Annotated in this window: 19 protein-coding genes; 12 read left to right on the forward strand and 7 right to left on the reverse strand. The window is 72.7% G+C overall.

The features are described 5' to 3' along the window. Positions 1-2: 2 nt before the first annotated feature. On the reverse strand, positions 3-1,367 hold the full coding sequence (locus C1I92_RS00170; protein ID WP_111252634.1) for an ABC transporter substrate-binding protein: 1,365 nt from the start codon (positions 1,365-1,367) through the stop codon (positions 3-5). 147 nt (positions 1,368-1,514) lie between these two features. Here C1I92_RS00170 and C1I92_RS00175 point away from each other — a divergent pair, with 147 nt between their 5' ends. Beyond that, the gene (locus C1I92_RS00175) at positions 1,515-2,573 is read left to right on the forward strand and encodes a LacI family DNA-binding transcriptional regulator (protein WP_199520805.1); all 1,059 of its coding nucleotides are present in this window, start codon (positions 1,515-1,517) and stop codon (positions 2,571-2,573) included. Positions 2,574-2,715: 142 nt separating this feature from the next. Further along, on the forward strand, positions 2,716-4,023 hold the full coding sequence (locus C1I92_RS00180) for a PHB depolymerase family esterase (RefSeq protein WP_111252635.1): 1,308 nt from the start codon (positions 2,716-2,718) through the stop codon (positions 4,021-4,023). 68 nt (positions 4,024-4,091) lie between these two features. Here the strand turns inward: C1I92_RS00180 and C1I92_RS00185 are convergent, their stop codons facing one another. The 3 genes from C1I92_RS00185 to C1I92_RS00195 are packed head-to-tail and all read right to left on the reverse strand — an operon-like array spanning position 4,092 to position 8,331. Then, on the reverse strand, positions 4,092-5,687 hold the full coding sequence (locus C1I92_RS00185; protein ID WP_111252636.1) for an N-acyl-D-amino-acid deacylase family protein: 1,596 nt from the start codon (positions 5,685-5,687) through the stop codon (positions 4,092-4,094). Then, positions 5,684-7,066, reverse strand: coding sequence for a serine hydrolase (locus C1I92_RS00190; RefSeq protein ID WP_158563833.1), 1,383 nt, complete (start codon positions 7,064-7,066; stop codon positions 5,684-5,686). Before C1I92_RS00190 ends, C1I92_RS00185 begins: the two co-directional genes overlap by 4 nt. Before the next feature lie 20 nt (positions 7,067-7,086). Beyond that, positions 7,087-8,331: an amidohydrolase gene (locus C1I92_RS00195; RefSeq protein ID WP_111252638.1), complete on the reverse strand. Its 1,245-nt coding sequence runs from the start codon at positions 8,329-8,331 to the stop codon at positions 7,087-7,089. A gap of 103 nt (positions 8,332-8,434) precedes the next feature. On the opposite strand from C1I92_RS00195, the gene C1I92_RS33570 reads away from it, so the two are divergent. Both C1I92_RS33570 and C1I92_RS33575 read left to right on the forward strand, forming a co-directional pair. Then, entirely contained in the window at positions 8,435-8,959 is a 525-nt protein-coding gene (locus tag C1I92_RS33570) for a hypothetical protein (protein WP_158563836.1), read from the forward strand. Continuing rightward, positions 8,956-10,209, forward strand: a complete 1,254-nt coding sequence (locus C1I92_RS33575; protein WP_158563838.1) for a glycoside hydrolase family 183 protein — start codon at positions 8,956-8,958, stop codon at positions 10,207-10,209. Before C1I92_RS33570 ends, C1I92_RS33575 begins: the two co-directional genes overlap by 4 nt. A gap of 10 nt (positions 10,210-10,219) precedes the next feature. Here C1I92_RS33575 and C1I92_RS00205 read toward each other — a convergent pair whose 3' ends face one another. Further along, positions 10,220-11,707 (reverse strand): GntR family transcriptional regulator, encoded by a 1,488-nt coding sequence (locus C1I92_RS00205; protein WP_111252639.1) that lies wholly within the window; start codon positions 11,705-11,707, stop codon positions 10,220-10,222. A 105-nt stretch (positions 11,708-11,812) separates the two neighbouring features. Here C1I92_RS00205 and C1I92_RS00210 point away from each other — a divergent pair, with 105 nt between their 5' ends. The 8 genes from C1I92_RS00210 (at position 11,813) to C1I92_RS00245 (ending at position 23,464) form a co-directional block, all read left to right on the forward strand. Beyond that, positions 11,813-13,300 carry an aldehyde dehydrogenase family protein gene (locus C1I92_RS00210; protein WP_199520806.1) on the forward strand — a complete coding sequence of 496 codons (1,488 nt, stop codon included), beginning with the start codon at positions 11,813-11,815 and terminating at the stop codon, positions 13,298-13,300. Between the two features lie 61 nt (positions 13,301-13,361). Further along, positions 13,362-15,017, forward strand: a complete 1,656-nt coding sequence (locus C1I92_RS00215; protein WP_111252640.1) for an ABC transporter substrate-binding protein — start codon at positions 13,362-13,364, stop codon at positions 15,015-15,017. Positions 15,018-15,050: 33 nt separating this feature from the next. Continuing rightward, positions 15,051-16,004, forward strand: a complete 954-nt coding sequence (locus C1I92_RS00220; protein ID WP_111252641.1) for an ABC transporter permease — start codon at positions 15,051-15,053, stop codon at positions 16,002-16,004. Next, positions 16,001-16,837, forward strand: a complete 837-nt coding sequence (locus C1I92_RS00225) for an ABC transporter permease (protein WP_111252642.1) — start codon at positions 16,001-16,003, stop codon at positions 16,835-16,837. The genes C1I92_RS00220 and C1I92_RS00225 overlap by 4 nt, the downstream gene beginning before the upstream one ends. After that, positions 16,830-18,503 carry an ATP-binding cassette domain-containing protein gene (locus C1I92_RS00230; protein WP_199520807.1) on the forward strand — a complete coding sequence of 558 codons (1,674 nt, stop codon included), beginning with the start codon at positions 16,830-16,832 and terminating at the stop codon, positions 18,501-18,503. Before C1I92_RS00225 ends, C1I92_RS00230 begins: the two co-directional genes overlap by 8 nt. Continuing rightward, positions 18,496-19,857 (forward strand): glycoside hydrolase family 32 protein, encoded by a 1,362-nt coding sequence (locus C1I92_RS00235; protein WP_111252643.1) that lies wholly within the window; start codon positions 18,496-18,498, stop codon positions 19,855-19,857. Before C1I92_RS00230 ends, C1I92_RS00235 begins: the two co-directional genes overlap by 8 nt. Next, complete coding sequence (locus C1I92_RS00240) at positions 19,854-20,993, forward strand: serine hydrolase domain-containing protein (RefSeq protein ID WP_111252644.1); 1,140 nt, start codon at positions 19,854-19,856, stop codon at positions 20,991-20,993. Before C1I92_RS00235 ends, C1I92_RS00240 begins: the two co-directional genes overlap by 4 nt. Next, entirely contained in the window at positions 20,990-23,464 is a 2,475-nt protein-coding gene (locus C1I92_RS00245; RefSeq protein WP_111252645.1) for a GH116 family glycosyl-hydrolase, read from the forward strand. Before C1I92_RS00240 ends, C1I92_RS00245 begins: the two co-directional genes overlap by 4 nt. Here C1I92_RS00245 and C1I92_RS00250 read toward each other — a convergent pair. Together C1I92_RS00250 and C1I92_RS00255 are read right to left on the reverse strand one after the other, a co-directional pair. After that, positions 23,446-24,030: a dihydrofolate reductase family protein gene (locus C1I92_RS00250; RefSeq protein WP_111252646.1), complete on the reverse strand. Its 585-nt coding sequence runs from the start codon at positions 24,028-24,030 to the stop codon at positions 23,446-23,448. The two genes, C1I92_RS00245 and C1I92_RS00250, sit on opposite strands and share 19 nt — an antisense overlap. Further along, a complete protein-coding gene (locus C1I92_RS00255) occupies positions 24,027-24,860 on the reverse strand; it encodes a metalloregulator ArsR/SmtB family transcription factor (protein WP_111252647.1) in 834 nt (277 codons plus the stop codon). The genes C1I92_RS00250 and C1I92_RS00255 overlap by 4 nt, the downstream gene beginning before the upstream one ends. Positions 24,861-24,864 lie beyond the last annotated feature (4 nt).

The following is a 24,864-nucleotide window of genomic DNA, read 5'->3' on the forward strand; positions in this document are numbered from 1 at the left end:
CGTCAGCTCCCGACCTGACTCTCGTAGTCGCTCTGGACGGTCTGCAGCAGCGCCTCGGGCGACTGCTCGCCCGCGAACAGGCGCTGCAGCTGCGGGGTCCAGCTCTCGGCGTAGATGGCGCCGGTGGCGTTGGCGATGAAGTCCATCGCGCCGTTGTCCTCGCCGATCTGGGCGCCCGCCGCCAGCGTCTCGGCGGTCACCGTGCCCTCCTGGATCTCCGGCATGGGCGCGTCGGGCAGGCCCATCGGGTGCGATCCGCCGACCTCGACGGCGACGGCGCGCGCCTCCGGGTTCGTCGCGACCCAGTCGAGGAAGAACGCCGCACAGTCGGCGTTCGGCGAGTCCGTGCCGATGCCGAACGTCAGCGGCGCGGACATCGTCGCGAGCGCGCCGCCGTCCTGCGCCGACGGGAACAGGAAGAAGCCGACCTCGCCGGGCAGCTGCTGGTCCAGGTTGCCGGACTCCCAGTCGCCGTTGAACATGAACAGGCCGTCGCCGGCGATGAACTTGCTCATCATCGTCGCGTAGTCCATGGCGTTGGCGTCCGGGTCGAAGTAGCCGGCCTTGATCCACTCGTCGAGGTGCTGGACCGCCTCCAGGTTCGACGGCGTGTCGATGGTGGCGCCGTCCTGCTGGAAGATCCAGTCGTTGATCGGGCCTGGCTCGCCGTACGCCGCCATCAGGTTCTGCAGCGGGAAGGCGAAGCCGCCGGTGGCGCCGCCGTTGAACTGCACGATCGGGGTGACGCCGGCCTGCTGGGCGCTGGCCAGCACGTCGTCGAACTCGGCCAGCGACGTCGGCGGCTCGGTCATGCCGACCTGCGCGGCGAGGGTCTTGTTGTAGAAGACGCCGGTCATGCTGAAGTTCAGGCCCATGGCGTACAACGAGCCCTCGCCGCGCGGGCGGCCGCCGTCGCCCAGCCGCAGCTGCTCCAGCTGCGAGGCCGGCCACTGGTCCCAGCCGAAGGCCTCGGCGTAGCCGTCGAGGTTCTTCAGCAGGCCGTCCTTGACCAGCTCGGAGACCTGCGGCAGCCGCATCAGGTCCGGCGGGTCGTCGGCCAGCACGCGGGGCGCGTTCTGGGTGATGACCGCGAACTGGTCCTCGCGGATCTCCCAGGTGACGTTCGGGTACTGCGCGGTGAACTCGTCGGTGAGCGCCTTCGGCATCGGGAACCCGGTCTCGAAGTAGGCGTTCATCGTGACCGGGTCGTCGCCACAGGTCGGCGCGCCGGAGGCGGCGGCGTCCGTGGCCGTGTCCGACGGCTCAGAGCTGCTGTTGTCGCCGGGCCCGCCGCAACCGGCGGCCAGGATGCCGGTCAGCGCGACGGAGCCCAGCGCAACGCGACGGCGGCTGATGCGACGCGACATTGCGTCCCCCTCGATAGATTTGGGTGACTGACCGGCGGTCCGTGCTGTCGGAGGCCGGTTGCTAAATCGGATTAGCACCGTTAGTGTTTCGACGGCGCAGCCACCTGTCAAGCGCCGATTCCGGTTCGTTATCTTGGAGGTCCCCGGGTGAGCCGACGGCGGGTCACGATGGCCGATGTCGCCAGGCAGGCCGGCGTCTCGCCCACGACGGCGTCGCTGGTCCTGTCCGGGCGAGCGCGTGAGCTGCGCATCTCGCAGGCCGTCGAGCAGCGCGTTCTCCAGGCCGCGGAGGAGCTGGAGTACCGGCGCAACATCGTCTCCGTTGGCCTGCGGACCGGCACGACCCGCACCATCGGTTTCGTGTCCGACACGGTCGCGACCACGCGGCTGGCCGGCGACATGATCAAGGGCGCGCTCGAGGGCGCCCGCGAGCGCGGCGTGATGCTGTTCATCGGTGAGACGGAGGGCGAGGCCGATCTGGAGCAGGGACTGCTCCAGGCGATGCACGACCGCCGGGTCGACGGCATCATCTTCGCGGCGATGTTCACCCGGCCGATGAAGGTGCCGGCCGCGCTGCTCGGCGGGCCGGCGGTGCTGCTCAACGTGGTGCCGAAGCGGCCGGCGGCGCTGCCGTCGATCGTCCCGGACGAGGTCGAGGCCGGCCGGGCGGCGGCGCGGATCCTGCTCGACGCCGGGCACCGCGAGGGGATCCACGTCATCGGCGCCGGGCCGCGGCCGAGCGACGTCCCGCCCGACGCGCTGGCCGGCGTCGAGCGGGTCACGGGGATCCGTGAAGTCCTCGCGGAGGCCGGCGTGAAGCTGGCCGGCGGCCGGGTCTGCCCGGACTGGCTGCCCGAGTACGGCTACGAGGCCACCATGGAGCTGCTCGCGGCCGAGCGGCCCCGGGCGCTCATCTGCCTCAACGACCGCATCGCCTTCGGCGCGTACCAGGCGCTCGACGACCATGCGCTCGAGGTGCCGGCCGACGTCTCCGTGGTCTCCTTCGACGACCATCCGCTCGCCACCTGGATCCGGCCGAAGCTGACCACGATCGCGCTCCCGTTCTACGAGCTCGGCCGGAAGGCCGTCGACGTGCTGTTCGACGTGATCGAGCGGCAGCGTGAGGGGAAGCCCGCGGGCGACGAGAGCCACCGCGTGCCCATGCCGGTGCGGATCCGCGAGTCGGTCGCGCCGCCCCGCGCCTGACGTTCCGCCGGCCGGATCCGCCTCTTGACACCCGGCGGCCGGACCATCATGCTACCGAGCTAATCCGATTTAGCATCGGATCGGCACTCGTGCCCGGTACCTCGCACCACGCGCAACGTCGCCCGATTGGACGGAGGTCCCCATGTTCATCCGCCGCCTCGCCGGCACCGCCCTGATCGCCGCCGCCCTGATCGTCGCGGTTCTGGCCGGCGCCCTCGCGGCGCCCGCCACCGCGGCGCCGCCGGCCCGCCCCGGCCCGCCCGGCATCCAGAGCGTCACGCCCATCACGCAGGTCTACACGTACGGGCAGAAGGTGGCCGCCGTCGCCGTCGAGTACGCGGCGCCGGTCAACCCGTGGGAGCTCGACGCGGACACGTTCACGGTGTCGGACAGCATCTACAACTTCCGCTACAACCCGATCGAGGACCTCGCCCGTCGCGCCGACCGCACGGTCACCAGGGTCTACACGAACGACTCGATCGCGCTGAACCCTTACGGGCGGTCGACGCCGGGCCGCTACGTGATCGTCGAGCTCGCCGCCGCCGACCCGGGCGGCAACACCGTCATCGCCGAGGGCCGCTACGTGAAGGTGAACCCGGCCCAGCCGACGCTGGTGGTCCAGAACGAGGACGTCTACGCCCGGCCGGGCAACGGCGTCGGCCGCGGCCGGGTGCTGTCCGACGCGTCGTCGACCGCGTACCCGCTCAGCGGCGAGTCGGTGGACCTCCTGGCCGACGACTTCGCCTACGAGACGTTCGTCCAGGGCGGGACGGTGCTCCCGTACGCCTACCACCTGCCCGAGGACTATGACCCCAGCCGCGACTACCCGCTGGTCGTGATCCTGCCCGGGCACGGGATGGGCTTCAACGGCGCCAACGCCGGCGTCCAGGTGGCCGCCGACATCCCGGCCACCGCGTGGCTGCAGCCGGAGTGGACCGGCGCCGACGAGGACGTCATCGTCCTCGCCCCGCAGAACCAGCGGGTCGGCGCCGCGGCGGAGTCGGCGCTCATGGTCGCCCTGGTGAAGAGCTTCATGGGCCGCTTCAGCGTCGACGCCGAACGCGTCTACGCCTCGACGGTGTCCTACGGCTCCACGCTCGCCTGGCAGACGCTGGCCACCGAGCCCGGCCTGTTCACCGCCGTGCTGCTCACCGGCGGCTTCCGGGTCAGCGCCGCCCAGGCCGCTCAGATCGCCGCGCACCCGACTCCGATCTGGATCACGCACGGCACCAACGACCACCTGCTCCCGGTGGCGTTCGCCCGCGACTCGGCCGTGCTGCTGCGCGACGCCTACGTCGCCGCCGGCGTGGACCCGGCCGACGCCGCTGAGCTGATCCGCTACACCGAGTACGGGAACGACGCCTTCAGCGAGCCGGACTACCACGCCGCCTACGGCCCGACGTACGAGGACGCCTCGATCCTGCAGTGGCTGCTCGGCCAGAAGGGCTAGGCACGCGATGAAGCCTGCTCACCTGGGCGTCGAGCGCGTCGATCCCCTGCTCGGCCGGGCCGGGGGCGTCACCGCCGGCGGCGGAGCTGTCGCCCGGGGAGAAGACCGGTCGGCTCGGCATCGGCCAGGGTCGCGATCCCGTTCACGAACACGTGACGGACGCCCGACGCGTACTGAGCGGGCCGGTCGTAGGTCGCCGGCGCCGCGAGCGCCGGGAGGTCCATGACGGCGATGTCCGCGAACGCGCCCGGCCGGATGACCCCGCGCCCGGCCAGGCCGAAGGTCTGCGCCGGCAGCGAGGTCATCCGGCGCACGGCCTCGGCGACCGGGATCACCCGCTCGTCTCTCGCGTGGACGCTCAGCACCGTCGCGAAGGCGCCGAACGCGCGCGGATGGGTGACGTGGCCGGCCTCGACGTCCTCGATCGAGACGGCCTCGGCGTCCGAGCCCACCGACACCCAGGGCCGCTGGAGGACCAGGCCCGTGGCCGCCTTGTCCGCCACGAAGTAGATGGCGCGCGTGGCCGGGTCCGCGGCGAGGATCCGGAACATCGCGTCCAGCGGATCCGGCTCGCCCAGGCGCAGCGCGAGCTGCGCGAGCGTTCCGTCGCCGATCGGGCCGAGTCCCGGCGGCGGGGCCGGGACCAGCACCCCGTCGGCGCCGCCGCTGAGCTCGTACAGGTTCTCCCAGCCGGAGGACGTGGCGATCTTCCGCTTCAGCTCGTCCCGGCCGCCGGCGGTCGTGAGCGCGGCTGCGAGCGCGCTCGCGTCGGCCCGGATGTCGAGCGGTATCGCGGCGACGAGCCCGGTGGAGGCCGCCTCGTAGGGGTAGATGTTCGCGGTGACGCGGACGCCCTCGGCACGGGCGGCGTCGATCGCGTCGAGCGCCTGCGCCAGCTTGGGCCAGTTGGCCCGCCCCACCGCCTTGAGGTGGTAGACCTCGGCCCGTGCTCCGCTGTCGCGGGCGATCTCGATGAGCTCGCCGATCGACTCGAGCAGCCGGTCGCCCTCGCTGCGGATGTGCGAGATGTACGTGGCCTCGTGCGGCGCGAGCACCCGTGCGTAGCGCAGCAGCTCGCCGGTGTCGGCGAACGCGCCCGGCGGGTAGATGAGCGCCGAGCCCACGCCGAGCGCGCCGGCGTCGAGCTCCGAGGCGAGCAGGGCGGCGGCGCGGTCGAGCTCCTCGGCGGTGAGCGGGCGCGCCTCGGTGCCGGCCTGGGCGAGGCGGAGGTTCGCCGCCCCCACGAACGACGCGACGTTGAACCCGACCCCGCGCCGCTCCAGCGCACGCAGCTGCCCGGCGACGCTCGGCCACACCTCGGGGAGGTCCTTGATGCGCGTCAGCCTGGAGACCATCGCCTTCGTCGCCCGGCCGGTGACGGGGCCGAGGGTGGTGCCCTCCCCGAACACCTGGGTCGTCACGCCCTGGTACAGCTCCGAGAGCCCGCGGCCGTCGCGGAGCAGGCTCGCGTGGGAGTGGCTGAGCGGGTTGATCAGGCCGGGCGTCACCAGCAGGCCGTCCGCCTCGACGACCTGGTCGCCGGCGAGTGGCCGGACCTGCCCGACGGCGGCGATGACGTCACCGTCGACGGCGATGTCGGCGCGGACGGCGGGACGGCCGGTGCCGTCGGCCAGCAGCCCGCCGCGGATGACGGTCCGTGTCACCGGTCGGTCCGCCTCGCGGCGAAGAACGGATCGAGCAGGTGCGAGACCTTGCCGGCCGGGTCGCGGACGAACGCGCGGTCCCAGGGACCCAGCTCCGTGCCGTCGGACGTGACGAACCGGAACAGGTCGTCGCCGAGGGGGAGGAGGCCGAACTCCTCGACCTTCGCGACGGCGCCGATGCCCGCCTCGTGGGTCGAGCTGACGCTCACGCGCAGGCGGCCGCCGTCCGCGTCGACCCGCATGCGCACCGCGTCGCGCACGTACTCGCCGGCGTAGTCGGCCGGGTTGTCGACGGTGGTCCCGATCGGGGCGCGGGCACGCGGCTTGCGGATGCCCAGCCGCTCGGGGAGGAGGAAGTCGAGGACCGCCTCGCTGAACGGGTGGATCTGGGCCGGCACGTTGCACACGATGGCCAGCGCCGATCCGGACTCCGGGACCCAGTGCACCTGCGAGCCGCCGCCGCGCACCATGCCGGGATGCCCCAGCACCCGCCGGCCGTCCCACTGCCGGATCCACGGGCCGAGGCCCCACGAGTCGGCCACGGTGGCGTTGGTGACGGCGACCTGAGGCGACTGCATGAGGCCGGCCGCCTCGGGCGAGAGGATCCGCCGGCCGGTCCACGCGACTCCGTCGCCGAGGAAGAGGGCGGCGAGGCCGAGGAGATCCTCCGCCGTGGACGTGATGGTGCTCCCGGTCGGGCCGAACCCGCGCCCGAGGCCCCGGTGGTCGATCACCTCGGCGCCGGCGTCGGTGACCATGTGCCCGACGGCGGTGGGCCCGACGATCTGCCGGCGCGGGTCGGCCGTCGTGCGGCCGAGACCGGCCGGGTCGAGCAAGAGCTCCTGTACCGCGCGGTCCCAGGGCAGGCCGGTGAGGCGTTCGACGATCAGGCCGCTGACGTTCGTCGACGCGTTCGTGTAGGCCCAGAACGTGCCGGGCGCGAACGTCAGTGCGGACATCGCCACCAGGCCGACGGCCTTCTCGACCGCGTCCCGCTCGTCGCCGGTGTCGACGTAGCGCCCGTTGTCCAGGCCGCTGCTCATCGACATCAGCATGCGCGGGGTGATCAGCTCGGCCGCCGGCGTGTCGGTCCAGATGCCGAGCTCGACGCCGGGCAGGTAGGTCGCCACCGGCCGGTCGAGGTCGACCAGCCCCGCGTCGACGAGCTGCATCATCAGGATCGCGGTGTAGAGCTTGCTGGTCGAGCCGATCTGGATGCCCGTCGTGGGCGTCATCGCCATGTGCGGGTCGCTCCGCGCGGCGCCGAACGTGTAGCTCTCCGGCCCGTCCGGGGTCAGGAGCGCGATCTGGGCGCCCACGATCCCGAACGCCGTGCACAGGTCACTGAGGGCAGCTCTCGTGCCCGGATCCTCCTGCATGACACCGTCTCCTTCGCCGCTCATCTGGGTACCAGCCATTCACGTGCCGCACTCGTCAGGGTTCTCGTGCCGAGCCCGATGGTCCGCTCGGCGGCGGGAGCGAACCGGGGCGAGTGGTTGGACGGCAACTCCGCCGGCGGCCGCCGGAAGTCGAAGGATCGTGCCGGCACGGACTCGAAACCGCCGATGAACCAGTAGACCAGCGCGGCGCCCGCGGCCGAGGACAGCTCGCTCACGTCCTCGCTGAGCATGACCGATCCGGGGTCGATGACGCGGACGCCGGCGAGATCGCGGGCGAACGCCGCGGCGACGCGCTCGGTCGCGCCGGCGTCGTTGACCGTCATCGGATAGCGCTGCTCGTGGAAGAACTCCGGCGGCCGCGGCGCCGCCGAGGCGGCGCACTCGGCCCGGACGACCCGCTCGACCGCCGCCAGGACCGACTCGCGCACGGACTCGTCGAGCGTACGGACACTGACGTTGAGCTCGGCCGTGTCCGGGAGGATGTTGGCCTTGGCGCCGGCGATGAGGCTCCCGACCGTGACGACCGCCGCGTCGTGGGCGGCGATCTCCCGGGTGACGATGCCCTGGAGACGGACGACCACGTGCGCCGCCAGATGCACCGCGTCGACCGTGGTCTCGGGTCTGGACGCGTGCCCGCCCCGGCCGTGCACCACGATGCGAAGACGGTCGGAGAAGGCCATGAACGGCCCGGCCCGCACCGCGACCGTCTCCACCGGCATCGGCATCACGTGCTGGCCGAGCACCACCTCGGGCCGCGGAACTCGCTCGAACAGCCCGTCGGCGACCATCGCGGCCGCTCCGCCGGCCGCCTCCTCGGCCGGCTGGAACAGCGCGACCACGGTGCCCGACCAGTCCTGCCTGCTCCGGGCCAGCAACTCGGCCGCGCCCAGGAGACAGGTCAGGTGGACGTCGTGCCCACAGGCATGCATGACCGGGACCTCGGCGCCGCTCGCGTCCCGCGCCCGGACGGTGCTGGCGTAGGGGAGGCCGGTCCGTTCGAGCACCGGCAGGCCGTCGAGGTCGGCCCGGAGCAGGACGACCGGACCACTCCCGTTCTCGAGGACGCCGACGACGCCGGTCTTGCCGATGTGCGTCTGAACCGCGTACCCGAGAGCGCGCAACCGGTCCGCGACCTTCGTCGCCGTGCGGACCTCCTGGAAGGCGAGCTCGGGGTGGGCATGCAGGTCCCGGTACACGGCCAGCAGCTGCGCGGCCAGGGCCCGCTCGTCGTCGGTCCGGTCCATCCGGCGTCCTTCCGTCGCTCGCGCCGCCCCTTGTCCGCGGCCGGCCCCTCCTTTATAGTCGAAAACCAAATATTTGTATACGTAGAGTTAAGGAGGCACGACCGTGGAGTACCGGCGGCTGGACGACAAGGAGTTCGACTCGCACTACCTGTACGTCGAACGAGAGATCCACCACCCCGTGAAGGCCGTATGGCCGCACGTGCTCGCCATCGGCTCGTGGATGAACGCGCACGAACTGCGGACGCTGGACGGCGCGCCCGGCGAGGTGGGCTTCTTCGAGCGGGTCCTGCCGCGCGATCTCGCGCCGGACGTCCCGCCGCCGCACTACCACCTCTATGGGATCGCCCATGTCGTGCCGTACAAGTACGTCGCCCTCGAGGTCTTCCCCGAGCGCGGCGGCAGCTACGGCAAGGCGCGGCCGAAGATCGATCTGGACGGGATCCACCTCGTCGACGTGGGCGCCTCCACGAAGCTGATCTTCTGCATGATCGACATCCAGCTCGGCGAGGGCCCGCCCGGCTCGTACGAGCAGCGCGAGTCGGAGCTCGACGGCGTCCGGGGCATGCTCGAGGACTACTTCGACACCCTGGAGGCGCTGGTCGAGGAGTCGGCGGGGCGGGGCCGATGAGCGCGGCCCGGATCACCGGCGCCGTCCGGCGCGACGAGACGATCGCCCGGCTCACCCTCTACTCCAACCCCTTCCACGTGACCTGGGCCGCGGACGGCCGTCAGCTCGTGTCCACCTCCGACGGGGTCGGCCTGACCGACCCGCCGAGGGCGTTCCACGCGAACGTCTACGAGGTGATCGGCGACCCGCCGGCCCTCACGTTCGCCGAGCTCCCGGGGTATCCCGACATGCGCTTGAGGTTCCGCGAGTCCGAGTACGCCTCGTACTGGGCCGGCAGCTGCCTCGCCGTCGGCGACCGGATCTACCAGGTCCTGATGACGACCAACCACCCATACCTGAACCCGGACCTGACCTTCTGGCCCGGGTTCCGGCGGATCGGCGCCAAGCTGATCTACTCGCCGGACGGCGGCAGGACCTGGCACAACCAGGACGGGTCGCACCCGGTGGTGTGGGAGAACTGGGACGCCCGCTCCAGGGCGAACATGCTGTTCTTCGACGAGGACCCGCCCGGCTCGTTCGCGTCGCCGTCGTTCCTGCAGATGGGCCGGGGCTACGGCGCCAACCGGGACGGCTACGTCTACGTCTACTTCGAGAACGGCGACGCCGAGCCGGCCGCCAACGAGCTGGGGCTGCTCCGGGTCCCCACCGCCCGGGTGCTGGAGCGAGACGCGTACGAGTACTTCGCCGGCCCGGCCGCGGCCGGCGGGGCCACGTGGACGAGCGACATCGCGGCGCGCGCGATGGTCCACACCTTCCCGGCGGGGTGGGTCAGCAGCAACGACGAGGACGGCAACCTCCCGGCCGGCTGGGCCGTGAACGTCGTCCACAACGAGCCGCTGGGCGTCTACCTGATGGTGGCTCAGGGCACCGGCGTCGGCGCCGACGGGGCCTGGTTCAGCAAGCCCAGCTACTTCGGCATCTGGGCCGGCCCGACGCCGTGGGGCCCGTTCGAGCAGATCCACGAGGACACGGCGTGGACACCGGCTGGCGACCTCGGCTCCCGCGCCTTCGCGCCGCAGATCGTGCCGAAGTGGATCGCGCCGGACGGCCGGTCCTTCTGGCTCGTGTGGGCCGACTACCAGTACAAGCGTGACTCCTCGACGCTGCACAACCGCGACGCGGACTTCCTCGTCCGGGCCGGGCACATCACCGACGACGACGAGTTCGGCCGGGTCTTCCTGGAGCGGCTCGCCGCCAACGAGGCCAGGACCGGGTTCAACATCCAGCGGGTCGACCTGCAGGTGGAGTGACGCCGGCCCGCTACGACCGGCCGGTCCCCAGGGTGGGCTCCGACGCGAGCACCCAGCCGAAGCTGCCGATGGGTTCCCGGGAACCGTCGGCCGCCGGGTGGGCGAAGGAGCCCACCGCCCTCGTCGGCGAGTTGGACACGACGACCCGGTCCTCGTGGTTGAGCAGATAGCTCTGCGCGGTCTCGGCTGCGAGCCACGGCGCGAAGTGCGTCTCCAGTGCCGAGACCCGGAAGTCGGCCGCGGCCACCCCGAGGAACCGTCCCTCGTGCTGGATGGGTGCGGAGATCGTCACGACGTAGTCGTCCACGCCTCCGTAGTCGACATAGGGCCCGGTGGCCCACGCGCTGCCGTCCGCCCGGGGCCGTGCCATGAACTCGCGGTCGGCGTAGTCGTAGAAGTCGTCGTGCCCCGGGTCGAGGACGTGGCTGGTGTCGCGCTCGAACGTCCCGTCGGAGCCGCGGTGCCACCAGTTGATCCAGTACTGGTGCCCGGGCACGACGCCGACCTCCGCGATGACGCCGAACCCGTCCGCGACGGACTCGATGTCGCCCAGCCCCGAGAAGACCCGCCGGCCGACGGCCGCGCTCAGGTCCCGGGCCGCGACGCCGCCGGCGAGCTTCGGCGCGACCGCGTCGGCGACCTCCTCCAGCTGCTGGGTCACCAGCCGGGCGAACTGGCGGATCGCGGGGGCCAGCGCGTCGGCGCCGGCGGCTCCCCGGGGCTGGGTGGCGCCGTCCGAGAGCAGCTCGAACCGTAGCCGGATGAGCTCGCGGATCGTGGCCGCCTCGGTGTCGACGGCGCGGCCGCGGGCCAGGTCGGGGTCGCGCGCCTCGACGGAGGCGACGATCCCGCGCAGGTCCTCGGCGCGCGCCTTCCGGAACTCGGGATCACCCAGGAGCGGGGTGAGCAGGAGGTTGTGGTCCTCGCTCATGGTCAGCTCCGCCCGCGTCAGGCGCGAGGACTGCGCGGCCGCCGCCAGCTCGAGGTGGAAGCGCCCGAACGCCTGCCGGGCGTCCTGCACGGTGCCGGCCTGCGCGAGATCGGTCGCGAGCCCCAGCATCCGTTCCATGCTGGAGCGGGACGCGCGTTGTGCCGCCAGGGACGCGGCATACCCGCTGAGCATCTGGCGCCAGTCGCCGATGTCGATCAGTTCGGAGCTGGAGAGCCCGCGCAGGGCCGTCCTCGCCACCGGGTCGGGGTCGGGCGGCAGCTGCACGAAGCTGCCGCCGTTCTTCCCCGGCCGGGTCTCGATCAGGCCCTCGGAGCGCAGCAGGCTGAGCGCCTCGCGCAGCGAGAACAACGACACCTCGAGCTGCTTGGCCAGATCGGACTCGCGGGGCAGCCGGGTGCCGTCGGGCAGGATGCCGACGCCGATGGCCGACCGCAGCCGCCGCGCGATGGCGGAGGGCGCGTCCGAATGCGCGAGCGGCCCGAAGATGGCGCGATGCAGGGAGACGGACAGGTCCCCGGCGCCGGGCGAGCCGAAGGCGGATTCCACGTCCGAAAACTTACCAAGTCAAATATTTGTGGTCAACCGAGATCGGCCGCAGAGGTGAACGAGAAACTATTTACATTTGAATATTGGGATCCGTATGATTAGCGCGTGCCCACAGACAACCTCGCGAGCGGGTCGGCCCTCCTGGAGCAGCTGACCCGCGTGCGCGCACCCGGATCCCGAGGCGGCGCCGACGGCTCCATCAGGCAGCTCGTCGATCCCGCGACGGGGAAGCCTGTCGCCACCGTCGAGGACGAGACCGCGGCCGCCGTCGACCGCGCCATCGCCGGTGCGGAGGAGGCGCTCACGTCGTGGCGGCGGACGACGCCGGCCGATCGCGCGACGGTGCTGCTCGCCCTCGCCGACGTCGTCGACGCCAACGCGGCCCCGCTGGCCCAGCTGGAGTCGCTGGGCACCGGCAAGCCGGTCGGCATGAGTCTCGGCGAGATGACCATGGCGGCCGACGCGCTGCGCTTCTTCGCCGGCGCGGTGCGCGCGCCGGTGGGCCCGGCGCCCGGCACGTATGTGACGGACCATACGTCCCTGCTGGTCAGGGAGCCGATCGGGGTCGTCGCCGGTATCGTCCCGTGGAACTACCCCCTGCTGACGGCCGTGTGGAAGATCGCGCCGGCGCTCGCGGCCGGCAACTGCGTCGTCGTCAAGCCGTCCGAGCTGACCCCGCTCACCACCCTCGCCTTCGCCCAGCTCGCCGAGCAGCAGCTGCCGCCGGGCGTCCTCTCGGTGGTGCTCGGCACCGGCGCCGTCGTCGGCGCCGCGCTGGCCCGGCACGAGCGGATCGGCCTGGTCTCGCTGACCGGAAGCGTCGCGGCCGGACAGGCCGTGTCCGCGGCCGCCGCCGGCAGCCTCAAGCGGGTGCACCTCGAACTCGGTGGCAAGGCGCCGGTCATCGTCTTCCCCGACGCGGACCTCGACCACGCCGTCGCGACCATCGCGACCATGGGGTTCTGGAACGCCGGCCAGGAGTGCGGGTCGGCCACCCGGGTGCTCGTGCACGAGTCGGTGCGCGGGGAGCTGGTCGCGCGTCTCGTGCGGGCGACGCGGGAGCTGGCGGTGGGCGGCCCCGCCGACGGCGTCGAGGCCGACGTCGGCCCGCTCATCAGCGATGAGCACCGCCGGCGCGTCGACCGGCTGGTCCGCGGCGCCGTGGCCGAGGGCGCGCTGGTCTCCTGGGGCGGACGGCCGGTCGAGCGGGCGGGCTTCTTCTACGAGCCGACCGTCATCGAGAACGTCGCGCCGGGCATGGAGATCGACCGGGTCGAGATCTTCGGGCCGGTCGTCACCGTTCGTGCGTTCTCCAGCGACGAGGAGGCGGTCGCCGTCGCGAACGACAGCGTGTACGGACTGGCCGCGTCGGTCTGGACGTCGAGCGTCGGGCGGGCGCACCGCGTGGGTCACGACCTCGAGTACGGGACCGTCTGGATCAACGACCACCTGGCGCTGGCCACCGAGATGCCGTGGGGCGGCTTCCGCTCCTCAGGGCACGGACGCGACCTCAGCGCGCTCGCGCTCGACGAGTACACACGGACGAAGCACATCATGATCAACACCGAGACGCCGGCGGCGGCCGGGCCCTGACGGGTCGCCGCCGGCCATCCCATCCCTCAATCCCGATCACCCATCGCTCGAGGAGCGACCCATGAAGCAGACCCGACGCAGCAGGATGCTGTGCGCAGCAGCCGCCGCCCTCGTCCTCGCCGCCGGTTGCAGCTCGCGGCCGGCCACCGAGGAGCCCGTGGACGCGGGCGGCAGCGGAGTCCCGCTGTTCGTCCCGGCCGGCGCCGGCTCGGACGAGCAGATCGACCTGGTCACCTGGGGCATCCTGGGCGGCGTCCCGTCCGTGGACCCGGCCCGATCGACCGCCGTGTCGGCACTCGCCGTGATCGCCACCATCCTCGAGCCGCTGGTCAAGGTCAACGGCCGCGGCGAGCTGGAGCCCAGCCTGGCCGAGTCGTACGAGCAGGTCGATCCCACCACGATCGACATCACGATCCGGGGCGACGTGACGTTCTGGGACGGCTCGCCGCTGACGGCCGAGGACGCCGCGTACTCGATCGAGCGGATGGCGGGGCCGGGGTCGGTGAACGCCGGGCTCTTCGGCGCGTTCGAGTCCGCCGAGGTGACCGGCGACCGCACGCTGCGGATCACGTTGAAGGAGCCCTCCCGGGACTTCCTCTACGTGCTCTGCCGGGCGGTGGTCGTCCAGAAGGCGTTCACCGAGGCCGCGGGTGAGGGCTTCGGCTCGTCAGCCGGTGGCGTCATGGGCACCGGGGCGTACCGGCTGGACAGCTACTCGCCGGAGACCGGCGCGACCCTGGTCAGGTACGACGGGTACTGGGGCGAGGCGCCCAGCGCCGAGACGTTCGAGATCAAGGTGTTCAACGACGCCCAGGCGCTCCGGCTCGCCCTGCAGACCGGCGAGATCGACGGTGCGAACATGCCGCCGCTGACGATCCCGCCCGCCGAGGCCGACTCGTGGGCCGGCCCCGACGTCACGGTCGCGTTCTCGCAGGGCACCGGGACGTGGTATCTCGCCATGGACACCCAGCAGCCGCCGTTCGACGACCTCCACGTGCGCCGCGCCCTCGCCTCGATCGTGGACCGCGAGGGCATCATCCAGGTGACGGACGGGGAGTACGGCGACCCGATGACCGCGCTGACGCTGCCGCCGCTGTGGACCGGCTTCGTCGACGACCCCGCCGAGATCGACGCCATCCTGGCCGGCCTCTCGCCGCTGCCTCCGTACGATCTCGACGCGGCGGCGGAGGAGCTCGCGCAGTCGGCGTATCCGGACGGGTTCTCGACGACGGTCGTCGTCCCGCACGAGGCGAACCCGAACATGACCACGGTCATGGAGGTGATCAGCGAGGCGGGCCGCGAGGTCGGCATCGACATCGAGGTCAAGCGGGTCTCGCTGGCCGAGTGGTCCGCGACCGGGACGCCGGGGCAGAACCCGCCGCTCTCGCTCTCGGGACAGTCGCCGACCGCCGCGACCCCGCTGGGCTCGGTGCTCCAGCTGCTGCGGCCCAGCCCGTCGCGCTGGACCAACTACAACACGCCCTCGATCGACGAGGCGATCGACCGGTACCAGGTGGCCGAGAGCAACGACGAGATCATCGCGGCCGCCGAGGACGTGCTCAACGAGCTGAACGAGCAGCTGCCGCTCATCCCGATCAAGGTGAACCACATCGGGTTCGCCTACCGCAACGAGTTCGTCGTCGCCGAGGACGTCGGGCAGTGGACCATTCCCGGCAGCAACAACTGGGCCGCCGCGATCAAGCCCGCCGCCGGCTGACCGCCGCCGAGTCGCCGAAGGGAGGGACCGCGCATGAAGATCGCCGTATGGCTGGGCCGGCGGTTGATCGCGATCGTCCTGCAGCTGCTGATCATCTCCTTCCTCACGTTCAGCCTGCTGTTCCTGATGCCGGGCAGCCCGGAGCAGATCCTGATCGGACCCAACCCGGCGACCGCCGAACAGCTGGAGTCGATCCGGGAGCGGTACGGCCTGAACGAGCCGTTCCTCGCCCAGTACGCCGACTGGCTGGGCGCCGCCGTCCACCTCGACTTCGGTACGTCCATCGCCAACGGTGAGGAGGTGTCCTCGTTGCTCATCGAGCGGTCGGGTGTCACGGTCTCGCTCGCGATCTACGCGATCGTCCTGCTCCTGCTCCTGGCGGTGCCGTTGGGGCTGGTCGCCGGCGCCAGGGCCGGCGGCACGGCCGACCGGGTCATCTCCGCGGTGACCACCATGCTGGTCAGCGCGCCGGCGTTCGCGACCGGGCTGCTCCTGCTCTACGTGTTCGGCGTCGTCCTGCGCTGGTTCCCCATCTTCGGCTTCGGCTCCGGGTTCACCGACGTGGTCTGGCACCTGACGCTGCCCGCCGCGACGCTGGCGATCGCGGTGATCGCGCTGATCGTGCGGCAGACCCGGGCGGTCGCCGCGACCATCGTCCGCTCGGACTACGTGCTGTTCGGCCGGGCGCGTGGTGTCGCTCCGTGGACGATCTGGACGCGGTACCTGCTGCGCGGCAGCTCGATGCCCCTCGTCACGTCGATGGGCCTGGTCCTCGGCTTCTTCCTCACCGGAACCGTGGTGGTCGAGCGGCTGTTCTCGATCCCGGGGCTCGGGTCGCTGCTGATCAACGCCGTGTCGACGAAGGATCTCCCCGTCGTGCAGGGCGCGACCATCCTCGTCTCGTTCTTCGTGCTGCTGGCGAACCTGCTCGCCGACGCCTCGCACCTGGCCGTCGACCCACGCGTACGAAAGGCGGTCCTCGCATGAGCACCGGCCTCCAGACCCGCCCCGCACGTCAGTCCTCGGCGCTCGTCGTCCTCGCCCTGGCCTTCGCCTGCCTGGTGGCGGGGCTGTGCGTCGTGTCGTTCGTGGGGCTGGGTCTCGACCCGCAGACCCAGCGGCTGCTCGAGGCCCGCCAGCCACCGACGCCCGGGCACTGGCTCGGTACGGACCTCGTCGGCCGCGACGTCCTCGCGCGCGTCGTGCACGGCGCGAGCGTGACCGTGATCGGGCCGGCCGCCGTCGCCCTGGGCGCCGTGGCGATCGCGGTGCCGCTGGCGCTCGTCGCCGCCGAACGTGGGGGAGTGGTGGACGCGGTCGTGATGCGCACCTCGGACACGCTGCTCGCGCTGCCGTCGATCCTCGTGATCATCGTGATCGCCGGGCTCTTCGGCGGCGGCTACTGGCTGGCGGCCGCGGTCCTGGTGTTCCTCATCGTCCCGAGCGGGCTGCGCATCGCGAGGTCGGTGGCTCTCGGCCAGAAGAACCTGCCGTACCAGGAGGCGGCCCGCCTCATCGGCGCGTCGACGCCGCGGCGGATGTTCGTGCACACGCTGCCCAACCTGCTGCCCACGATCGTGGCGACCCTGCTGCTGGACTTCGTCGCGGCGCTGGTCGCGCTGTCCAGCCTCTCGTTCCTGGGGCTGGGCGCGCCACCGGGCTCGACCGACTGGGGCACGATGCTGGCGGAGAATCTGCGCCTGATCGAGCAGAATCCGTGGGCCTGCCTCGCACCCGCGGTGATGCTGGTGCTCACGGCCTACTCGGCCACCACCATCGGGGACTGGCTGCATCTGCGACTGGAGGGCCGTCGTGGCTAGCGGGAACGGACGACCGGGCGCGGACCTGCTGTCCGTCGAGGGCCTGCGGGTGACGGGCCACGACGGGGCGGCGCTCGTCGACGACGTCACCTTCTCCATCCGGCCGGGCGAGACGGTGGCGCTGGTCGGCGAGTCCGGGTCGGGGAAGTCGTTGACCGCGAAGGCTATCGCCGGGCTGCTGCCCCGGAACCTCACCGCGTCCGGCTCGATCCGGTGGCGTGAGACGGAGGTCGTCGGCGCCCGCGAGCGCGTCCTCAGAACGCTGCGCGGGCCGCAGGTCAGCATGCTCCTGCAGGATCCGTTCACCCTCCTGAACCCGCTGACGCCGGTGTGGCGAACGCTCGCGGAGACCCTGCCCGGCCGCGGCGCCGAACTGCGGCTGCTCATCTCCGAGCGCATCTCCGACGTGGGCATCGAACCGGCCCGTGCTCGCGACCGGTATCCGTGGGAGCTGTCCGGGGGGATGCGCCAGCGCATCGGACTCGCGGCCGCGCTCTCGCAGAGCCCGGCGCTGCTGCTCGCCGACGAGCCCACGACCGCGCTCGACGCCACCACCCAGCGCGACGTCCTGCGGCTCATCCACCGGCTCCAGCGCGGCCACGGGATGGCCATGCTCCTCATCACGCACGACCTGCGCATCGCGACGTCGATGAGCGACCGCGTGGTCGTGATGGCGAAGGGCGGCATCGTCGAGTCAGGGGACGTCGACGACCTGCGCTCCGGCGGACGGCAGGAGTACACCCGCAGGCTCTGGGCGGCGCAGCTGCCGGTCGATCGCCGGCTCGCGGACCTGCGAGTCGAGGCCCGGCTCGACGGGGCCGGCGCGGCGCCGGTCCCGGACGCCGCGACCGGCGGCGCCGGCGCCGGGACGACGCCGATCCTGGTGGTCCGGGAGCTGAGCAAGAGCTTCGCGGCGCGTGGCCACGGAGAGGGGGTCCAGGCGCTCGATCGCGTCGGCCTCGAGCTCGCCCGCGGCCGCAGCCTCGGCGTCATCGGCGAGTCGGGTTCGGGCAAGACGACCCTCGCACGGTGCATCCTCGGACTGGAGCAGCCGACGTCGGGCACGGTCGAGCTGACGCCGGGCATCGCGCGCCGGCAGGTGCAGTGCGTCTTCCAGGACCCGTACTCGTCCCTGAACCCGTCCCACTCGATCGGGTTCGCGCTCGCGGAGGCCGTGCGGCACCGAGCGGGCGCCCCGCTCTCCCGGCGCGAGGTGGCGGCCGAGATCGCGGCCACCCTGCACAGCGTCGGTCTCGACGCGTCCTTCGCCCGGCGCCGGCCGGAGACCCTGTCCGGCGGCCAGCGGCAGCGGGTGGCGATCGCGCGCGCCCTGCTGCTGCGACCGGAGATCCTCGTCTGCGACGAGCCGGTGGCCGCGCTCGACCTGACCGTTCAGTCGCAGGTGCTCCAGGTGCTGCGCGACGCCCAGGCCGGCGGGCTGTCCATGGTGTTCATCACCCACGACATGTCCGTCGCCCGGCAGCTGACGGACGAGGTGATCGTGCTCCACAAGGGCCGGATCGTGGAGACCGGCCCGACGGCGAGCGTCCTCGACGACCCCCAGCACGAGTACACGGCCCGGCTGCTCGCCTCGGTCCCGTCCGGCGACCGGGAGTGGATCGCCGGTCCGCCGCTCCAGCGCACCGGGGCGATGACGGATGGCTAGCCCACCGGGACGGCCGGCGTTCCACCTCTCCCACCCCGGCCCGGGCTGGGCGTGGCCGGGAGACCCGAACGGCATCTTCTTCTGGAAGGGCCGGTACCACCTGCACTACATCTACGACCGGGGCGGCGCGGCGGGCATCGACCCGCTCCGGCGCTTCCTCGACGGCGCCGGCGACTACGCGTTCGCCCACGTCTCCAGCCCCGACCTCGTCCACTGGACGTCGCACCGGACCACCCTGACGCCCGACGTGCTCGGGCACGGAGCGTTCAGCGGCGGCGGCTTCGTCACGAAGGAGGGCCGTCCGGCGATCGTCTACCAGGGTCAGGGGTCCGGCGCGAACCACGTGGTGATCGCCGAGGACGACGACCTCGAGCGATGGACCCGCCCGGCGCCGGCCGTCGTCCACGTCCGGCCCGGCCAGGACGGCAGCGTCATCGCGCACGCCGACCCGCACGCGTGGCTGGAGAACGACACGTACTACGCGATCTTCGGCGGGACCACGACGGGGAAGCCGGCGACGCTGTTACGGTCGGCGGACCTGGCGGACTGGGAGTACCTGGGGGTCCTCCTGGACCCGGACCTCCCCGACACCGGCGAGGACACCGACGTGTCGTGTCCCGACTTCTTCCCGATCGGCGACCAGCACATGCTGCTGTGCATCAGCCACAACAAGGGCTGCCGCTACTACCTGGGGGAGTGGCGGGACGAGCGGTTCGTCCCCGAGGTCCACGGCCGGATGAACTGGCACGCGACGGACGTCTTCGCCCCGGAGAGCGTGCTGACCCCCGACGGCAGGCGGGTCATGTGGGCGTGGGCGTTCATCGAGGCGCCGTGGTCGGGCATCCAGATCCTGCCGCGCGAGCTGGACCTGCCCGGCGACGGGATCCTGCGCATCCGGCCGCTGCGTGAGCTGGAGCGGCTGCGCGCCGACGAGCGGAGCGTGCGGGGGATCGCGGTCGACGACGGATCCCGGCTGGTCAGCGACGTCGGCGGCGCTGCGCTCGAGCTCGCGGTCACGTTCGGGCCGGGCGCCGCGCGGCGCTTCGGCGTCGCCGTGCACTGCGACGCGCGGGGCGGCGGCGGGCTCCGGATCGAGGTCGACCTCGACGCGGGCACGGTCTCGGCCGGCGCGGCCGCCGCGCCGTTCGATCCCGGCGACGAGGAGGTGACCCTGCGCGTCTTCGTCGACACTTACCTGGTGGACGTGTTCGCGAACGACCGGCAGGCGATCTTCCTCCCTCACTTCGCCGACGCGGCGGACGTCCACGTCGCCGTCTTCGCCGACGGCGGCGACCGCGTCGCGGACCTCACCGCCTGGCGGATGACCTCGATGGACGAGGTGACGGCGCCATGACCCGGCTCGGCGGCGGCGCGGCGCCCGGATACGGGCCGGTGGCCGACGCGTTCGTCGCGGGACTGGCCGAGCCGGAGGCGTCGGGCGCGGCGCTCTCCGTCTGGCACGAGGGCCGGGAGGTCGTCGACGTCTGGGCCGGCGTCGCCGACGCCCGCGACGGACGGCCCTGGACCCGCGACACGGTCACCGTCCTCTTCTCCTGCTCGAAGGGGCTCGCGGCGCTCGTGCTCGCCCGGCTGCACGCTGCGAGCCGCCTCGACCTCGACGCGCCCATCGCCTCCGTGTGGCCCGAGTTCGCCGCGCACGGCAAGGGCGGCGTGTCCGTCGCCGACGTGCTCGCCCACCGAGCGGGCGTCTCCGCGCCGATCGCCGACCTCGGCCTCGACGACGTGCTCGACAGCTCCCGGTTCGCGGCCCGCCTCGCGGCGCAGGAACCTCTGTGGCGCCCGGGCACCGCACACGCCTACCACGCGATCACCTACGGGGCGATCGTGGAGGAGATCGTCCGGCGCGCGACCGGCCGCGAGCTGCATGACGTGTTCGCCGCCGAGATCGCGGCGCCGCTGGACGCCGACGTCTCGCTCATGCCCGACGCCGCTCTGCTGGCGCGAGTCGCGCACCTGACCACGACCCCGGCCTACACCCGTCGCGCGGCGGAGGCCGGCGAGTGGCTGGAACGTGCCGCGACGCTCGGCGGGGCGTTCCCGCGGACGCTCGTCGACGGCGACCGTGGGTTCAACGATCATCGCGTGCTCGCGGCGGGCCTGTCCGCGGCGGGCGGCATCGGCACCGCCTCGGGGCTGGCGCGGATCTGGGCCGCGACGGTGCGCGAGACGCGTGGCGTCCGGCTGCTCGGTGACGACGACGTCGCGCGCCTGTCCGCGGTGCGCAGCGAGGGGCCGTGGTTCTTCGATCCGCTCCCTCCGTATCCCCGGTGGGGCGCCGGCGTGCAGCTGGCGTCGGACGCGACGCCGTGGCTCACCCCGGCCTCGTTCGGCCACACCGGCGCCGGGGGTCAGGCGGGCTTCGCCGATCCCGGGCTCGGCATCGGGTTCGGCTACGTCAGCAATCGGATGGACGTGGCCGACCGGGTCTCTTCCATCCTCCAAGCGCTCGGGCGGGTGGTGCGCCGATGACCCGCACGCCACGCCTCAGCGTCGCCGCCCCGATTCCGGCGACGTTCGCCCGCGCGGCGTTCCCGCTCGGCGGCATCGGGACCGGCAACGTCTCGCTCGGCGCTCGCGGCGAGCTGCGGGACTGGGAGATCCAGAACCGGTCCAACAAGGGCGGGGTCAACCCGTGCACGTTCTTCGCGATCTCGGCGCGACCGGACGGGTCGGACCGGATCACCAGGGTCCTCGAGGCGTGGCCCGCCGGGCCGCGCGACTGGGCGCAGGGCACGGCCGGCGAGGCGGAGGGGCTGCCGCGGTTCGCGTCCGCGACGTTGCGCGGCGAGTACCCGTTCGCGCAGGTGGACTTCGACGACGACAGCGTTCCGGTCCGGGTCTCCCTGTTCGCCTTCACCCCGCTCGTCCCGCTGGAGCCCGACGACTCCGGCATCCCGGCGGCGGTGTTCCGGTACACCGTCGAGAATCCGGGGACGGTGCCCGTCTCCGTCTCGATCGCCGGCTCGCTGACCCACCGCGGCGGGCTGGAGCGGTCCGGCTCCTACCGTGGCCGCCAGTCCGTCGAGTGGCGCGAGGAACCCGGGCTGCGTGGGCTCGCGTTCGACGTCGACCTGGCGGCGACCGACCCGGAGTACGGCACGATGAGCCTGCTGACCAGCGCCTCCGACGCGTCGGCGATACCGGGGTGGGTGGAGGGCCGGGCCGGCGACTTCTGGGCCGAGTTCGCCGCGACCGGCCGGCTCCGGCCGCTGCCGCCCGCGGAGTTCGGGCGCGAGGACCCGGCCTGGCTCGAGAGCGTCGACCAGGACCTGTGGCGGGAGCTGCTGACCCCGAAACGGCGCACCGGCTCGCTGGCGGCGACACAGGTCGTCCCTCCCGGCGAGGCCCGGGAGTTCGAGTTCGTGCTCGCCTGGCACTTCCCGAACCGCGTCAACGGGTGGGACGGCGACGTCCTGTTCTTCGAGGACGGCGCCCAGCCCGAGCTGGGCATGACCCGCAACCACTACGCGACCCGCTGGCCGGACGCCTGGACCGCGGGCGTCTACCTGCTGCGCGACCGCGAGCGCCTGGAGCGCGCGACGAGCGCGTTCCACGCCGCGCTCTTCGGCAGCACCCTGGATCCGGCCGTGCTCCAGGCCGTGAGCGCCAGCATCGCGACCGCCCGCAGCACGACGTGCTTCCGGGTCGAGGACGGCACGTTCTTCGGCTGGGAGGGCAGCGACGGCGACGGCGGCTGGGGCGGCTCGTGCACCCATGTCTGGAGCTATGCGCAGACGCTCGCGTGGCTCTTCCCCGGCCTCGAACGCGGCGCCCGCCGGGTGGAGTTCCTGGACGAGACCGAACCCGACGGCCGGCAGCGCTTCCGCGCCAACAGCCGGTTCGGCCGGCCGTTCGACTGGCCCGGCGCCGCCGACGGGCAGCTCGCGACGATCGTCCGGCTGCACCGCGAGTGGCGCTTCAGCGGCGACGACGCGTTCCTGCGCGAGCTGTGGCCGGCCGCGCGCGCGTCGCTCGACTATGCGCTGCGCACCTGGGACTCCGACGGCGACGGCCTGCTCGAGGCGTTCACGCACAACACCTACGACATCGAGTTCGCCGGGCCGGAGCCGCTCACCGGGATCCTGCTGCTGGCGGCGCTGCGTGCGGCCACCCGGATGGCGGCGCACCTGGGCGACGAGGACGCACGCGCCCGCTACGCGGCGCTGACCGGGACGGCGGAGCCGGCGCTCGACGCGCGCCTGTTCAACGGCGAGTACTACGTCCAGGACGTGGCCGACGTCGACGAGCGGCAGAACCAGGTCGGGACGGGGGTGCTGAGCGACCAGCTCCTCGGCCAGTGGCACGCGCACCTCAACGGGCTCGGCGACCTCCTGCCGCGCGAGCACCTGCGCAGCGCCGTGCACGCGGTGTACTCGCACAACTTCCGTGCCGACCTGCGCGCGCACCCCAACGCGAACCGCGCGTTCGCCTTCGGTGACGAGGGTGGTCTGCTGCTCGCGTCGTGGCCCCGCGGCGGCCGGCCCCGCTTCCCGATGCGGTACTCCGACGAGGTCTGGTCCGGCGTCGAGCACCACGTGGCGGCCGAACTCGTGTACGCCGGGTTCGTCGAGGAGGCGCTCACCCTCGTGCGCACGACGCGGGCCCGGCACACGGGCGAGACCCGCAGCCCGTGGGACGAGGTCGAGGCCGGGCACCACTACGCGCGGTCGATGTCCGCGTGGAGCCTGCTGCTGGCCTTCAGCGGCGTCCAGTACGACGCGGTCGCGCGGACGCTCGGCTTCGACCCCGTCGCCGACGGGACCTACTTCTTCTCGACCGGCACCGGCTGGGGACGGGCGACGATCGCGGACGACTCGATCGAGCTCGCCCTCGACCACGGCACGCTCGAGCTGGAGTCGCTGGAGCTGCGCGGCCGGCGGGTCGCGGGTCCGCTGGCCCTGACCGCCGGCCGCGGACCGGCTCAGCGGATGCGGTCGTAGACGAGGGACAGCATGCCGTGCTCGCCCTTGGCCTCGCTCGCCAGCGACCACTGGGCGCCCGGCAGGCCGTCGTCGAAGAGGCGGGGGCCGTCGCCGAGGAAGATGGGGAAGACGGTGAGGGCCAGGCGGTCGACGAGGTCGGCGGCGAGCAGGGCCTTGATGACGCTCGCGCTGGAGAGCACGAGGATGTCGCCGCCCTCGGCCGCCTTGAGCTCGCCGATCGCGTCGGCCGTGGGCCGGTCCACGACCGTGGTGCGCTCCCACGGCGCCTCGGTGAGCGTGGAGGAGAAGACCACCTTGTCGGTGCCGACCAGCCACGTCGCGAAGCCCTCGTCGCGGGGGTCGACGCCGGGGGCGCCGATGATGGTCGGCCAGAAGCCGAGGAAGCCCTCGGCGTTGACGCGGCCCATGACGGCGGTGGTGGCCGGCTCCCAGAGGCTGGTCAGGTGGTCGCGGGCGACGTCGGTGACGGCGTAGGGCATGACCCAGGCCATGTCCCGCGGGTCCGGGCCGCTGTAGCGGCCGTCGAGGGAGAGGGCGATGTTGGTGACGACGCGGCGGCTCATTCGGTGCTCCTCAGGGTGGTGTCGGACAGGGTGGTGACGAGCTTGTCGAGGCTCTGGCCGAAGCCGATCTCGATGCCCGCGATGAAGTCAGCGGATTCGACGGTGCTGTCTGCGATGACCAGCTCGACCGCCAGCTCCGTCCCGGCGCCGCGGGGCCGCAGGTCGTAGGAGACGTGCGTGGTGAAGGCGCGGCTGCCGTCGGGCAGCAGCGGGGCGAGGCGGTAGGTGAGCCGCTCGCCGGGACGCACGTCCTCGACGACGCCCTCGGCGCGGCCGACGACCGCGTCGGAGCCGGTGGCGTCGTCGGCGTCGCGGTACTCGTGGACGATCGGCGCGCCGGGCCGGGCCTCGAAGAGCAGTTCGGAGACGCGCAGGTCCTCGGGGGTCCACCAGTGGGCCAGCAGGGCCGGTTCGGTCAAGTGCCGCCAGACCAGCTCGGGGCCGGCCGGCAGCTCCCGGACGAACCGGAAGGAGCGGCCGTCGGCCCAGCCGGCCTCGTCCGCGGCGAGCCGCTCGGCCTCCACGCTGAGCCCGTAGCGCTCGAAGGTCGACTGCGGGCCGGTGGCCTGCTCGGCGGAGTCGGCGAGGCGGCCGAGCGCGGCGGCCAGCTCACGCAGCGGCCCCGCGCTCAGCGCGTAGATGGTGCGCTGGCCGCTGCGCCGGGAGGTGACGACACCGGCGCGCTCCAGCGTCTGCAGATGCTTGGTCGTCTGCGGCTGGCGGGCCTCGGCGAGCTGGGCGAGGACCCCGACGGGGCGGGGCCGCTCGGCCAGCAGTCGCACCAGTCGCCAGCGGGCCGGGTCGGCCAGTGCGGAGAGCATCGCGTCCATGAGC

The sequence above is a fragment of the Jiangella anatolica genome (assembly GCF_003236295.1).
Lineage (GTDB): Bacteria > Actinomycetota > Actinomycetes > Jiangellales > Jiangellaceae > Jiangella > Jiangella anatolica.

What these genes read in the sequence shown, in the direction of transcription:
- C1I92_RS00170 (WP_111252634.1), bottom strand. Translation starts at nt 1,367, where the DNA reads ATGTCGCGTCGCATCAGCCGCCGTCGCGTTGCGCTGGGCTCCGTCGCG.
- C1I92_RS00180 (WP_111252635.1), top strand. Translation starts at nt 2,716, where the DNA reads ATGTTCATCCGCCGCCTCGCCGGCACCGCCCTGATCGCCGCCGCCCTG.
- C1I92_RS00190 (WP_158563833.1), bottom strand. Translation starts at nt 7,066, where the DNA reads ATGCAGGAGGATCCGGGCACGAGAGCTGCCCTCAGTGACCTGTGCACG.
- C1I92_RS00195 (WP_111252638.1), bottom strand. Translation starts at nt 8,331, where the DNA reads ATGGACCGGACCGACGACGAGCGGGCCCTGGCCGCGCAGCTGCTGGCC.
- C1I92_RS33575 (WP_158563838.1), top strand. Translation starts at nt 8,956, where the DNA reads ATGAGCGCGGCCCGGATCACCGGCGCCGTCCGGCGCGACGAGACGATC.
- C1I92_RS00215 (WP_111252640.1), top strand. Translation starts at nt 13,362, where the DNA reads ATGAAGCAGACCCGACGCAGCAGGATGCTGTGCGCAGCAGCCGCCGCC.
- C1I92_RS00220 (WP_111252641.1), top strand. Translation starts at nt 15,051, where the DNA reads ATGAAGATCGCCGTATGGCTGGGCCGGCGGTTGATCGCGATCGTCCTG.
- C1I92_RS00225 (WP_111252642.1), top strand. Translation starts at nt 16,001, where the DNA reads ATGAGCACCGGCCTCCAGACCCGCCCCGCACGTCAGTCCTCGGCGCTC.
- C1I92_RS00235 (WP_111252643.1), top strand. Translation starts at nt 18,496, where the DNA reads ATGGCTAGCCCACCGGGACGGCCGGCGTTCCACCTCTCCCACCCCGGC.
- C1I92_RS00240 (WP_111252644.1), top strand. Translation starts at nt 19,854, where the DNA reads ATGACCCGGCTCGGCGGCGGCGCGGCGCCCGGATACGGGCCGGTGGCC.
- C1I92_RS00245 (WP_111252645.1), top strand. Translation starts at nt 20,990, where the DNA reads ATGACCCGCACGCCACGCCTCAGCGTCGCCGCCCCGATTCCGGCGACG.
- C1I92_RS00250 (WP_111252646.1), bottom strand. Translation starts at nt 24,030, where the DNA reads ATGAGCCGCCGCGTCGTCACCAACATCGCCCTCTCCCTCGACGGCCGC.
- C1I92_RS00255 (WP_111252647.1), bottom strand. Translation starts at nt 24,860, where the DNA reads ATGGACGCGATGCTCTCCGCACTGGCCGACCCGGCCCGCTGGCGACTG.